At 69.4% G+C, this 12690-nt stretch carries 12 protein-coding genes; 8 read left to right on the forward strand and 4 right to left on the reverse strand.

Annotated elements, in window-relative coordinates:
• Window positions 1-30: 30 nt before the first annotated feature.
• The gene (locus AC5RVZ_RS28150; RefSeq protein ID WP_494068928.1) at window positions 31-1146 is read right to left on the reverse strand and encodes a BMP family lipoprotein; all 1116 of its coding nucleotides are present in this window, start codon (window positions 1144-1146) and stop codon (window positions 31-33) included.
• A gap of 150 nt (window positions 1147-1296) precedes the next feature.
• On the reverse strand, window positions 1297-2412 hold the full coding sequence (locus AC5RVZ_RS28155) for a mannose-1-phosphate guanylyltransferase (protein ID WP_494068929.1): 1116 nt from the start codon (window positions 2410-2412) through the stop codon (window positions 1297-1299).
• A 253-nt stretch (window positions 2413-2665) separates the two neighbouring features.
• Between AC5RVZ_RS28155 and sdhC the strand changes: the two genes are divergently transcribed.
• The 6 genes from sdhC to trpS all read left to right on the forward strand — a co-directional run bounded on the left by sdhC (window position 2666) and on the right by trpS (window position 8179).
• A complete protein-coding gene (sdhC, locus tag AC5RVZ_RS28160; RefSeq protein ID WP_494068930.1) occupies window positions 2666-3100 on the forward strand; it encodes a succinate dehydrogenase, cytochrome b556 subunit in 435 nt (144 codons plus the stop codon).
• A complete protein-coding gene (locus AC5RVZ_RS28165) occupies window positions 3100-3555 on the forward strand; it encodes a succinate dehydrogenase hydrophobic membrane anchor subunit (RefSeq protein WP_494068931.1) in 456 nt (151 codons plus the stop codon). The genes sdhC and AC5RVZ_RS28165 overlap by 1 nt, the downstream gene beginning before the upstream one ends.
• Before the next feature lie 40 nt (window positions 3556-3595).
• The gene (sdhA, locus tag AC5RVZ_RS28170; protein ID WP_494068932.1) at window positions 3596-5398 is read left to right on the forward strand and encodes a succinate dehydrogenase flavoprotein subunit; all 1803 of its coding nucleotides are present in this window, start codon (window positions 3596-3598) and stop codon (window positions 5396-5398) included.
• A complete protein-coding gene (locus AC5RVZ_RS28175) occupies window positions 5398-6198 on the forward strand; it encodes a succinate dehydrogenase iron-sulfur subunit (protein ID WP_494068933.1) in 801 nt (266 codons plus the stop codon). Before sdhA ends, AC5RVZ_RS28175 begins: the two co-directional genes overlap by 1 nt.
• Before the next feature lie 73 nt (window positions 6199-6271).
• Window positions 6272-7120: an exodeoxyribonuclease III gene (locus tag AC5RVZ_RS28180; RefSeq protein WP_494068934.1), complete on the forward strand. Its 849-nt coding sequence runs from the start codon at window positions 6272-6274 to the stop codon at window positions 7118-7120.
• A 54-nt stretch (window positions 7121-7174) separates the two neighbouring features.
• Window positions 7175-8179, forward strand: a complete 1005-nt coding sequence (gene trpS / locus AC5RVZ_RS28185; RefSeq protein WP_494068935.1) for a tryptophan--tRNA ligase — start codon at window positions 7175-7177, stop codon at window positions 8177-8179.
• A 132-nt stretch (window positions 8180-8311) separates the two neighbouring features.
• Here the strand turns inward: trpS and AC5RVZ_RS28190 are convergent, their stop codons facing one another.
• Window positions 8312-9199 (reverse strand): endonuclease domain-containing protein, encoded by an 888-nt coding sequence (locus AC5RVZ_RS28190; protein WP_494068936.1) that lies wholly within the window; start codon window positions 9197-9199, stop codon window positions 8312-8314.
• A 431-nt stretch (window positions 9200-9630) separates the two neighbouring features.
• On the opposite strand from AC5RVZ_RS28190, the gene AC5RVZ_RS28195 reads away from it, so the two are divergent.
• Both AC5RVZ_RS28195 and AC5RVZ_RS28200 read left to right on the forward strand, forming a co-directional pair.
• On the forward strand, window positions 9631-10200 hold the full coding sequence (locus AC5RVZ_RS28195; protein ID WP_494068937.1) for a GNAT family N-acetyltransferase: 570 nt from the start codon (window positions 9631-9633) through the stop codon (window positions 10198-10200).
• A 45-nt stretch (window positions 10201-10245) separates the two neighbouring features.
• Entirely contained in the window at window positions 10246-11106 is an 861-nt protein-coding gene (locus AC5RVZ_RS28200) for an Fpg/Nei family DNA glycosylase (protein WP_494068938.1), read from the forward strand.
• A 17-nt stretch (window positions 11107-11123) separates the two neighbouring features.
• On the opposite strand, the gene glpK is transcribed toward AC5RVZ_RS28200, so the two are convergent.
• Window positions 11124-12662 (reverse strand): glycerol kinase GlpK, encoded by a 1539-nt coding sequence (glpK, locus tag AC5RVZ_RS28205; RefSeq protein ID WP_494068939.1) that lies wholly within the window; start codon window positions 12660-12662, stop codon window positions 11124-11126.
• Between the last annotated feature and the right edge of the window lie 28 nt (window positions 12663-12690).

Genomic DNA, 12690 nt, shown 5'->3' on the forward strand with positions numbered 1-12690 from the left:
CGCTGCCCGCCCCGACCGTGATGGTTCAGATCACGGGGAGTTCGGCGACTCCACCGTGATGTCGCCGGCGACGATCTGCTCCTGGAGAGCGGTGAGCTCGTCCTGCAGACCCTCCGGCAGCTGGGACTCGAAGTCGTGGAAGCTCGACAGCTTCACGCCCTCGTTCTCGAGCGTTCCGATGTACGGCTCGGCGTCGAACTCGCCGCCTGCGGCGGCGATGGTGGCGTCGTAGACCGCGACGTCGATGGCCTTCATGATCGACACGAGGGTGATGTCGGCGACATCGGTGTCGGCCACGGCGAGGTCGGAGTCGACGCCGAGCATCACGACGTCGGAGCCGCCGTCGGCGATCGCGGCTGCGGCGCTCTGGTAGATCGGGCCGCCGACGGGAAGGATGACGTCGACGCCCTGGTCGAGCACGCCCTGCGCGGTCTGCTTGGCGGTGTCATTGGCCTCGAAGCCACCCGTGAACGAACCGGTCTGCGCCTCGGTGTCCCAGCCGAAGACCTGGACGTTCCCGCCCTTGTCCTCGTTGTACTTCTGGACACCCAGCTGGTAGCCGTCCATGAAGACCGCGACCGACGGGATCTGCATGCCGCCGAACGTGCCCACCTTGTTCACGCCGCTCTGCGACGACCACGCGGCGGCCGCGTAGCCGCCGAGGTACGCCGCCTCGGCCGTGTTGAAAACCAGCGGCTTGATGTTCTCGGCGTCCGTGGTGCCGTCGAAGTCGGTGTCGGCGTAGTCGTCGATGATCGCGTAGTTCACGTCGGGGTTCGCCTGAGCGGACTCCACGGTGGCCGCGGCGAGGTTGAAGCCGACCGAGACGATCAGCGTGCAGCCTTCGGCGACGGCGGTCTCCATGTTGGGGGCGTAGTCGTTCTCCGAGGTCGACTCCAGCTCGAGCGGGTCGACGCCCAGCTCCTCGGCGGCACGGTCCATGCCCTCCTTGGCGGACTGGTTGAACGACTTGTCGTTCCAGCCGCCGGCGTCGGAGATGAGGCAGGGCAGGAAGCCCTCGACGACATCGCCGCCCGCGTCCCCGGTCGGCGAGGTCTCGGGTGCGCTGCCGCAGCCGGCGAGGGCCAGCGCGATGCCCGCGGCGGCGGCGACGCCGGCGAGCTTCTTGGTGCGTGAGATGGTCAAGTGAGCCTCCACTTAAAGGGCCCCGCGTCCTTCACGGGGACTGCACAAAGTTACCCACTGTGACGTGCGGCTTGCATACGCGGCGAGGCCTCGCGCGCGAATGGTTACAAAGACGCAATGTCCCGTCACACGGGCGCCATACCCGCGCGGCTACAGCACCTCGCCACGACCGCTGAGCTTCAGGGCGTCGACGACGCCCTTCACCCGCTGCGCGTGCTCGCTCGTGGTCACCAGCAGGGCATCCGCCGTGTCGACCACGACGATGTCGCGCACGCCGATGAGCGTGATCACCCGACCGGTCTGGCTCACGACGATGCCGCTGGCGGCATCCGACAGGACGCGTGCGTTCTCGCCGAGGATCGCCAGGTCGTTCTTGCGGCCGCCGGAGTTGAGCTTCGCCAGGCTCGCGAAATCGCCGACGTCGTCCCAGTCGAAGTGGCCGGGGATCACCGCGAGCCTGCCCTTGGCCGCGGAGGGCTCCGCCACCGAGTAGTCGATGGCGATCTTCTTGAGAGTCGGCCACACGCGGTCGACCGCGGGCCCCCGCAGCTCCCGGTCGTCCCACGCGTCGGCGAGCTCGAGCAGGCCCGCGTGCAGCTCCGGTTCGTTCGCGGCGATCTCGGCCAGCAGCACGTCGGCGCGGGAGATGAACATGCCGGCGTTCCACAGGTAGTTGCGGTCGGCGAAGTACTCCTTGGCGGTGTCGAGGTCGGGCTTCTCGACGAAGCTGTCCACCAGCGCCGCTTCGGGCGCGCCCTCGACGATGAGGCCCGCGCCCTTCTTGATGTAGCCGAAGCCCACCGACGGCTCCGACGGCTGGATGCCGATCGTGCAGATGTAGCCTTCGCGCGCGGTGGCGACGGCCTGCTGCACCGCCCACTCGAACAGCTGCGGCACGCGGATCACGTGGTCGGCCGCGAACGAGCCGATGATGACGTCCGGCTCGCGCTTGGCGAGGATCGCCGCGGCGAGCCCGATCGCGGCCGTGGAGTCGCGCGGCTCGGATTCGAGGAAGACGTTCCTGTCGGCGATGCCGGGGAGCTCCCTCTCGACCGCGGCGCGGTGCGCGCGACCGGTGACCACGGCGATCCGGTCGCGGCCGGCCAGCGGCTCCAGCCGGTCCCAGGTGTCGCGCAGCAGCGTCTGCCCGGACCCGGTCAGATCGTGCAGGAACTTGGGCGCGTCCGCGCGCGAGAGCGGCCACAGCCGGCTGCCGATGCCGCCCGCAGGGATCACGGCGTAGAAGTCGTCGATGGGTCCAGGCATGCCTGCCAGGGTAGTCGGCCACCGGCGTGCGCCCCATCGGCGGGCCGGACGGGAAAGATCGTCGCTTCTTGACGCGGCGCAAGATCCCTCCGGAAGGAGGGGCGGTAAGGCCCCCCTTCGTCGCCGCCCTCCGGAATGCGGGAATAGGATGGATGCAGCGCCCGCGTGACGCCGATGGCTCCGAGCCGACTGCTGCGGGGCCGCTTCAGGGGCATCGCCCCGCCCCATCGTGTTCGATCCAGGGAGGACGGCCGTGTCTGCACCAGCACGCGTCACACCGTCGGTATCCGAAACCAGCTCTCGAGTCCCCCGCGGAACGCTGTACCGCGGGAACGAGGGAATGTGGTCGTGGGTGCTGCACCGCATCACCGGCGTCGCCATCTTCTTCTTCCTGCTGGTGCACATCCTCGACACCGCCCTCATCAGGGTCTCGCCCGAGGCGTACGACGCTGTCATCGGCACCTACAAGAACCCCCTCATGGGGCTCGGCGAAGTCGCTCTGGTCGCCGCCATCGTCTACCACGCCTACAACGGTCTGCGCGTGATCGCGGTCGACATGTGGTCGTGGGCGACGCGTCACCAGCGGCAGCTGTGGTGGGGCGTCCTCGGCCTGTGGGTCGCCACCATGGCGCCCTTCACCGTGCGTCACCTGATGAACGTGTTCGGCGACTTCGGAGGAGGCCACTGATGTCCGCGACCATCGCCGACCCCCGCGCTCCCCGCTCGACCGTCCGCCGCAAGGGGCCCAATCTCGAGAAGTGGGGCTGGGTCTACATGCGCGCCTCGGGCGTGCTGCTGGTGGTGCTGATCTTCGGGCACCTCTTCGTCAACCTCATGCTCGGCGAAGGCATCCACGGCATCGACTTCGCCTTCGTCGCGGGCAAGTTCGCGTCGCCCTTCTGGCAGTGGTGGGACGTGCTCATGCTGTGGCTCGCGCTGATCCACGGCGCCAACGGCATGCGCACCATCGTCAACGACTACGTCACGCACGAGCGCACCCGGAAGGTGCTCGTGTGGGCGCTGTGGCTGACGGCGGCCTTCCTGATCCTGCTCGGAACGCTCGTCGTCTTCACCTTCGACCCCTGCATCCCGAACCTGAGCGACGGCAGCGTCCTGACCGAGATCTGCGCCGCGCAGAGCTGAGCGACCCACGAAGTCCAGACACGATCGAGGCATTCCACACGTGAGCACCCAGACCACCGACAGCTACGTCAAGGACGGCGTCCACTACCACCAGTTCGACATCGTCATCGTGGGCGCCGGCGGTGCCGGCATGCGCGCCGCGATCGAAGCCGGGCCGGGGGCGCGGACCGCGGTCATCTCGAAGCTGTACCCGACGCGCTCGCACACCGGCGCGGCGCAGGGCGGCATGGCGGCGGCGCTGGCGAACGTCGAAGAGGACTCGTGGGAGTGGCACACCTTCGACACCGTCAAGGGCGGCGACTACCTCGTCGATCAGGATGCCGCGGAGATCCTCGCCAAGGAGGCGATCGACGCCGTCATCGACCTCGAGAACATGGGCCTGCCCTTCAACCGCACGCCCGACGGCAAGATCGACCAGCGTCGTTTCGGCGGTCACACGGCAGACCACGGCAAGACCCCGGTGCGCCGCGCGTGCTACGCCGCCGACCGCACCGGCCACATGATCCTGCAGACGCTGTTCCAGAACTGCGTCAAGCTCGGCATCAACTTCTTCAACGAGTTCTACGTGCTCGACCTCATCACGGTCGGGGACGGCAAGGACAAGCAGATCGCCGGCGTCGTCGCCCATGAGCTGGCCACCGGCGACCTCCACGTCTTCCATTCCAAGGCCGTGATCTTCGCCACCGGCGGCTTCGGCAAGATCTTCAAGACGACCTCCAACGCGCACACGCTGACCGGCGACGGCGTGGGCATCATCTGGCGCAAGGGCCTGCCGCTGGAGGACATGGAGTTCTTCCAGTTCCATCCGACGGGCCTGGCCGGACTCGGCATCCTGCTCACCGAGGGAGCGCGCGGCGAGGGCGCGATCCTGCGCAACGTCAGCGGCGAACGCTTCATGGAGCGCTACGCGCCCACGATCAAGGACCTCGCGCCGCGCGACATCGTCAGCCGGTGCATGGTGCAGGAGGTCGCCGAGGGCCGGGGTGCCGGCCCGCACCGCGACTACGTGCTCCTGGACTGCACGCACCTGGGCGCCGAGGTCCTCGAGACGAAGCTCCCCGACATCACCGAGTTCGCGCGCACGTACCTGGGCGTGGACCCCGTCGTCGAGCCGGTGCCGGTCATGCCGACCGCGCACTACGCCATGGGCGGCATCCCGACCAACAACAACGCCGAGGTGCTCAGCGACAACACCACCGTCGTTCCGGGCCTGTACGCCGCCGGCGAGTGCGCGTGCGTGTCGGTGCACGGCTCGAACCGCCTCGGCACCAACTCGCTGCTGGACATCAACGTCTTCGGCAAGCGCGCCGGCCGCAACGCGGTGCAGTACGTGCAGACGGCCGAGTTCGTGCCCCTCCCCGAGGACCCGGCGCGCGAGGTCCGCGACATGATCGAGGGCCTGCGCAACAACCCCGGCACCGAGCGGATCGCGGTGCTCCGCAAGACGCTGCAGGACGAGATGGACCGGAAGGCCCAGGTGTTCCGCACCGAGGAGTCGCTCGGCGAGGTGATGGAGGTCATCGCGGAGCTTCGCGAGCGCTATCGCAACGTCCACGTCGACGACAAGGGCAAGCGGTACAACACCGACCTGCTCGAGGCGGTCGAGCTGGGGTTCCTGCTCGACATCGCCGAGGTGGTCGTCGTCACCGCCCGCAACCGCAAGGAGAGCCGCGGCGGCCACATGCGCGACGACTTCCCCCAGCGCGACGACGAGAACTACATGAAGCACACCATGGCGTACCTGACGGGCGACCCGCACTCGTCGATCGCCGAAGACCACATCACGCTGGACTGGAAGCCCGTCGTGGTGACCCGCTACCAGCCGATGGAGAGGAAGTACTGATGGCGACCTCGGTCACCGACGTCATCGAGCGCACGGATGCCGACGCGCAGGAGACCGTGCAGGACACGGCCGGCGACACCGGCATCCAGTCGTTCCTGGTGACGTTCATCATCCGCCGCTTCGACCCCGAGGTCGACGAAGAGCCGCGCTGGGTCGACTACGACGTCGAGCTGTACTCGACCGACCGTGTCCTGGACGCGCTGCACAAGATCAAGTGGGAGGTCGACGGCTCCCTGTCGTTCCGCCGCTCGTGCGCCCACGGCATCTGCGGCTCGGACGCGATGCGCATCAACGGCCGCAACCGGCTGGCGTGCAAGACGCTCATCAAGGACCTCGACATCTCGCAGCCGATCTACGTCGAGGCGATCAAGGGCCTGCCGCTGGAGAAGGACCTCATCGTCGACATGGAGCCGTTCTTCGCGTCGTACCGCGAGGTGCAGCCCTTCCTCATCGCGAACTCGAAGCCCGAGCCCGGCAAGGAGCGGATCCAGTCCATCGTCGACCGTGAGGTCTTCGACGACACCACCAAGTGCATCCTGTGCGCTGCGTGCACGTCGTCGTGCCCGGTCTTCTGGACCGACGGACAATACTTCGGCCCCGCCGCCATCGTCAACGCGCACCGCTTCATCTTCGACTCGCGCGACGACGCCGGCGACGTGCGCCTGGACATCCTCAACGACAAGGAGGGCGTGTGGCGCTGCCGCACGACCTTCAACTGCACCGAGGCGTGCCCCCGCGGCATCGAGGTGACCAAGGCGATCGCCGAGGTCAAGCAGGCCGTCCTCCGCGGGCGCCGGTAGGCAGCGGCCCGAGCGGCAGCCCCGGCGCCGCCGCGAAAGATGGGTGTCGTCGGCTCTCGATAGGCTGACAGGCGTGCCACGTCGTGTCCGAATCGCCTCCGTCAACGTCAACGGCATCCGCGCCGCGACCCGCAAGGGCATGCTGGAGTGGCTGGACGCGGCCGACATCGACGTCATGGCGCTGCAGGAGGTGCGGGCGACCGAGGAGGAGCTGCGCGTCGCGCTTCCCGGCTGGGAGATCGTCAACGACGAAGCCCTGAGCAAAGGCCGGGCGGGGGTCGCCGTCGCCAGCCGCATGCCCTCCGTCGAGGTGCGCCGCGTGCTGGGTCCGGAGCCTCTGGACTCCGCCGGCCGCTGGATCGAAGCGGACTTCGACATCGATGGCGAGCGGCTCATCGTGGTGAGCGCGTACGTGCACACCGGCGAGGCCGAGACGCCCAAGCAGGACGCCAAATGGGCGTTCCTCGACGCCATGGAGCGACGGATGCCCCAGCTCGCGGGCGCGTCGCCCCTTGCGCTCATCATGGGCGATCTGAACGTCGGCCACCGTGAGCTCGACATCCGCAACTGGAAGGGCAACATCAAGAAGGCCGGTTTCCTCCCCCGCGAGCGCGCCTACTTCGACCGGTTCTTCGGCGACGCCGGCGCCGAGGTGACCGGCGCAGACGGCTCGACGGGCACGGGCCTCGGCTGGGTGGACGTGGGCCGCCGCTTCCACGGCGACGTCGACGGACCGTACACATGGTGGTCCATGCGCGGCCGGGCATTCGACAACGACGCCGGCTGGCGGATCGACTACCACCTCGCCACGCCGGCCCTCGGCGAGCGCGTGACCGACTACCGGGTCGTGCGCGCTCCGTCGTGGGACACGCGCTGGAGCGACCACGCACCCGTCGTCGCGGACTACGCCCTCGGCCGCTGACCGCACGGTCCCGCCCCGCCGGGGCGTGGCATCTGTCGCCCATAGACTTGACGGATGAGCAAACCGCGTCTGTACTCCGGCATGCAGCCCTCGGCCGACTCGCTCCAGATCGGCAACTACATCGGGGCTCTCATGCAGTGGCGCGACCTGCAGGAGTCCTACGACGCGTTCTTCTCCGTGGTCGACCTGCACGCGATCACCGTCGCGCAGGACCCCGAACATCTCCGCGAGAAGACGCGGCGCACCGCCGCACAGTACATCGCCGCCGGCATCGAGCCTTCGAGGTCCACGCTGTACGTGCAGTCGCACGTGTCGGCGCACCCCGAGCTCGCGTGGATCCTCTCGACCATCACCGGCTTCGGCGAGGCCGGCCGCATGACGCAGTTCAAGGACAAGTCGTCGCGCTACGGCTCGGACGCCACCTCGGTCGGCCTCTTCACCTACCCGATCCTGATGGCCGCCGACATCCTGCTGTACCAGACCGACATCGTGCCCGTCGGCGACGACCAGAAGCAGCACGTCGAGCTCACGCGCGATCTGGCGGAGCGCTTCAACAGCCGCTTCGGCAAGACCTTCCGAGTGCCGACGCCGGTCATCCAGCAGGAGACCGCCCGCATCTACGACCTGCAGAATCCGACGGCGAAGATGTCGAAGTCCGCAGAATCGGATGCCGGCGTGCTGTGGCTGCTCGACGACCCGGCCAAGTCGGCGAAGAAGATCATGCGCGCTGTCACCGATTCCGAGGGGTCGGTGCGCTACGACCGCGAGAACAAGCCCGGCGTGTCCAATCTGCTCGTGATCTACGCCGCGCTGACCGGCCGGCAGATCCCCGCGATCGAGGACGAGTACGCCGGGCGAGGCTACGGCGACTTCAAGAAGGGCCTCGCCGAGGTCGTGGTGAACGAGTTCGGGCCCGTGCGCCAGCGCGCACTGGACCTGCTCGACGACCCGGCCGAGCTCGACCGCGTGCTCGCGGTCAACGCCGCCAGAGCGCAGGAGGTCGCCGACCGGACCCTCGCCGACGTGTACGACAAGGTGGGTCTCCTCCGCCGCGTCTGACGCTGGCGCGACGGTGACACGCGGCCAACGCGCATAACTCAGGCAGATCGCCGGTTTCGCGCCGGATCCGCCGCGGAACCGGCACCACAGCCTGAGTTATGCGCAGGCGAGAGTGCCTGCCGGCTCGCGCTACTACGTGGAGCGGCCTCGAGGTGAGCGGACCAGCCCTCGAACGGCGTCCCTCACCGGGTCGGGCCGATACATGATGTCCTCGGCCAGGGGGCGGAATATGACGTATCCGAGCGCCGCGGCGGCGAGGTCGCGCCTGCTGTCGCGACGCCGCTTCTCCCAGCCCTCGTGATGCGCCTTGCTGTCGCACTCGATGATGAGCCATCCGCCCACCACGAAGTCCACACGGCCGACGCCCGGAAGCTGCACCTGCGCCTGGAAGCGAAGCCCGAGCTGTCGCAGGATCAGCCGCATCAGGGTCTCCGGCCCGGACTCGGCCGTCCCATCGGCCAGGCGGAGGATCACGCGATAGCGGTCGGGCAGACAGCCGAAGGCTTCGTGCACCTCCGCTCGCGTCAGGATCCCGAGGTGGAGAACGCTGTCGATGGTCGCGACGGCCGCTCGCGCCGGCTGGCAGCGCACCGCCTGGATCACCGCGTCGAGGATGCCGACGCATCCCAGCGTCCCAGCGGCGGCGTCCTCGAGCGGCCACCAGTGCATCGTCAGCGACCGCCGGGCGTCTCCGTCCAGTCGCTTGTGGCGGTCGTCTGGGTCGCGAAGGCGGGACATCGTCCGCGGCAGATGAACGTGCAGAGACGCCGCATCGAGGACGAACACTCCGAGCAGCGCCAGGAGCGAGACGCACGCAAGCCGCCCGCCGACGCGGACGGCGCGATCTACGCCGTTCCACGGCAGAGCCATGTAGCGGTCGCGGCGCACACGCAGCAGTCGGCCCGCTCTCACCTCTCGTGTGATCTGCCGAGGCCGCATGCCGGCCGCGAGCAGGTCGGCGCGAGTGAGTACTGCACCTGGCGCCACACCCGACACGAACACGAGGTCACCATGTCCCACGTCGGTGCCGCTGCTGCCGGCTCATCTGCGAGTTGTGGACGCCGCGCCCGCGGCGAGGCTTGTGAAGGACGGGCCGCGGGCGGGCATAACTCAGGCTGACGGGTCCGGTCAGCACTGAATCACCGCGGCAAGGCAGGTTCCGCCTGAGTTATGCGCAGGCACCGGCGCGCACGGAGACGGGGCCGGCGCGCCGGCGGCAGGGCATCGCTGGCGGCAAGAGTCCTCGGTGCGGCGCCGCAGGTGCGCACATCTCAGGCCGACCGGCCCGATCGGGACCGACCCGGCGCGCCGAACGGGATTCTGCCTGAGTTATGCGCGGTTGCGCGGCGGAGGGCAAGGGGACTCCGCGCCGTACGGGCCGAGTTGTGACACACAACCCCGGCCGGCGTCATGCCCATGGAGTCCGGCGCGCGGCGCGCTACCGTGGCCGCATGGAACCGGTCACGCTGCGCACGGAGCGCCTCGAGCTGTCCCTGCCTCGCACCGACGACGTCGATGCGATCTACGAGGCGTGCCAGGATTCCGAGATCCAGCGATACACCACCGTGCCGTCGCCGTACGAGCGCCAGCATGCGGAGGGATTCGTCGCCCGGGTGCCCGAGGACTGGGCCGCTGGACAGCACCTCACGTGGGTGATCCGGGAGGGCGACGGGCTCGTCGGCACCATCGGGCTGTACCGCATCGACGGGAGGGGCACCGGGGAGATCGGCTACTGGGTGGCGCCCCGGCGGCGCGGCGGCGGCCGCCTGCGGGAAGCAGCCGGCGCCGTCATCGACTGGGGGTTCTCCCCCGCGGGCACGGACCTCGCGCGCATCGAGTGGCGCGCCGTCGTCGGCAACGTCGCGTCGGCGCGCGTGGCCCGCGCCCTCGGCTTCCGCTACGAGGGGACGCTGCGCGGCGCCCTCGTCAACGCCCGCAAGGACCGCGACGACGGCTGGATCGCCGGCCTGCTGCGCGACGACGACAGGATGCCCCGTCCCTGGCCCGTGCTCGAGGACTGACATCCCGCCCGCCCGTGTGTCGGTGCGGCGTGCGAGGATGGGCCCATGCCGGAGATGCCAGAGGTGCAGGGCCTCGTCGAGTTCCTCCGCGACCGCGTCTCCGGTGTGCGTGTCGAACGGGCGACGGTGGCGAACATCGCCGCCCTCAAGACCTACGACCCGCCGATCGACGCGCTGAAGGATGCCGAGATCACGGGCGCCTTCCGTCACGGGAAGTTCGTCGATCTGGCGACCACCGGCCCGCACCTGGTGTTCCACCTGGCCAAGGCGGGCTGGCTGCGCTGGTACGACGAGCTGCCGCGCACCCTCATCAAGCCGGGCAAGACCCCGATCGCGCTGCGCGTGGCCCTCTCGGACGGCTCGGGGTTCGACCTCACCGAGGCCGGCACGAAGAAGTCGCTCGCGGTGTACGTCGTGCGCGATCCCGCGGACGTCCCCGGCGTCTCCCGGCTGGGCCCCGACCCCCTCGACCCGTCGTTCGACCGCGACACCTTCGCCGGCCTCCTCGCGGGTCGCCGGACGCAGATCAAGGGCGTGCTGCGCGATCAGATGATCATCGCGGGCGTCGGCAACGCGTACTCCGATGAGATCCTGCACGCCGCGAGGATGTCTCCGTACGCGCTCGCCTCGAGCCTCGAGGAAGCCGACATCGACCGGCTGTATCAGGCGATGACCGACACCCTCGCCGAGGCGGTGGCCGCGGCATCGGGAAAGCCGCCCGCCGAGCTGAAAGACGCCAAGCGCCGGGGCATGCGCGTGCACGGCCGGCGCGGCGAGACCTGCCCGGTCTGCGGCGACGAGGTGCGCAGCGTCTTCTTCGCCGACAACTCGCTGGAGTACTGCCCGACCTGCCAGACCGGCGGCAAGATCCTCGCCGACCGTCGGCTCTCGCGCCTGCTGAAGTAGCCCCGCGAGCCGAGTCGTCAGGGGCCGGTGGTGCCCATGAGGATGCGGGCGTCCTCGTCGACCCAGTCCAGCGACTTCGACACCGCCTTCTTCCACAGCCGGTACCGGCGTTCGCGCTCGTCCGGCGTCATCCGCGGCTCGAAGCGCACATCCTCGCGCCAGTGCGCCCGCAGCTCGTCGAGGTCCCGCCAGACCCCGGTGGCCAGGCCCGCGGCGTACGCGGCGCCGAGAGCCGTGGTCTCGACGACCTTCGGGCGGACCACGGGGATGCCGAGGATGTCGGCCTGGAACTGCATCAGCAGGTCATCGCGGGTCATGCCGCCGTCCACGCGCAGCTCGGTCAGTCCTCGGCCGGTGTCGGCGAGCACGGCCTCGATGACGTCGCGGGTCTGGAAGGCCGTGGATTCCAGCGCGGCACGGGCGATGTGGGCCTTGTTGACGTAGCGGGTCAGGCCCACGAGGGCACCGCGGGCGTCGGGGCGCCAGTACGGCGCGAACAGGCCCGAGAACGCGGGGACGAAGTAGGCCCCGCCGTTGTGCTCGACGGTGGCGGCGAGGGTCTCGACGTCCTCGGACCGTCGGATGATCCCGAGGTTGTCGCGCAGCCACTGCACGAGCGAGCCGGTGACCGCGATCGATCCCTCCACGGCGTAGCGCGCGGGCTGCCCGTCGATCCGGTACGCGACCGTCGTGATGAGGCCGCTGTCGGACCGGACGATCTCGGTGCCCGTTCCCACGAGCAGGAAGTTGCCGGTGCCGTAGGTGTTCTTAGACTCCCCCGCGTCGAACGCCGCCTGCCCGAACGTCGCGGCCTGCTGGTCGCCGAGGATGCCGGCGATCGGCACGCCGTCCAGCGCCGACGGCAGTTGCGAGAGGCCGACGACCTCAGAGGACGAGCGGATCTCGGGCATCATCGCGCGCGGGATCGCCCACGCCTCGAGCAGCTCGTCCGACCAGTCGAGGGTGCGCAGATCCATCAGCAGCGTGCGGGAGGCGTTGGTGACGTCGGTGACGTGGATGCCGCCGCGCGTGCCGCCGGTGAGGTTCCAGATGACCCACGTGTCGGGGGTGCCGAAAAGCAGGTTCCCGGATTCGGCGGCGGCGCGCGCTCCGGGCACGTGGTCGAGGATCCACGCCACCTTGGACGCCGAGAAGTAGGTCGCCAGCGGCAGCCCCGTCGCGTCGGCGAACCGGTTCCCGCCGCCCTCGGCGGCGAGGCGGTCGATGGCGGACTGCGTGCGGGTGTCCTGCCAGACGATGGCGTTGTGCACCGGCCTCCCGGTGCGCTTGTCCCACACCACGGCCGTCTCGCGCTGATTCGTCACACCGACCGCCGCGATGTCGGATGCCGCCAGACCGGCGCGCGACAGGCACGAGGCGATCACCCACTCGGTGCCCGTCCAGATCTCCACGGGATCGTGCTCGACCCAGCCGGCGCGCGGGAAGATCTGCTCGTGCTCCCGCTGAGCGACCGAGACGACGGCGCCGGTCGCGTCGAAGACGATCGCTCGGGTCGAGGTGGTGCCTTGATCGATCGCCAGGACGTGGTCCACCAACGCCGTCTCCTCTTCTGCGGGCGGCTTC

Source organism: Arthrobacter sp. Cza30, assembly GCF_059090765.1.

Excerpts from the sequence above, each read along its gene's own strand:
- AC5RVZ_RS28200 (WP_494068938.1), top strand. The coding sequence starts at position 10,246 with ATGCCGGAGATGCCAGAGGTGCAGGGCCTCGTCGAGTTCCTCCGCGAC.
- AC5RVZ_RS28175 (WP_494068933.1), top strand. The coding sequence starts at position 5,398 with ATGGCGACCTCGGTCACCGACGTCATCGAGCGCACGGATGCCGACGCG.
- AC5RVZ_RS28155 (WP_494068929.1), bottom strand. The coding sequence starts at position 2,412 with ATGCCTGGACCCATCGACGACTTCTACGCCGTGATCCCTGCGGGCGGC.
- trpS (WP_494068935.1), top strand. The coding sequence starts at position 7,175 with ATGAGCAAACCGCGTCTGTACTCCGGCATGCAGCCCTCGGCCGACTCG.
- AC5RVZ_RS28195 (WP_494068937.1), top strand. The coding sequence starts at position 9,631 with ATGGAACCGGTCACGCTGCGCACGGAGCGCCTCGAGCTGTCCCTGCCT.
- AC5RVZ_RS28165 (WP_494068931.1), top strand. The coding sequence starts at position 3,100 with ATGTCCGCGACCATCGCCGACCCCCGCGCTCCCCGCTCGACCGTCCGC.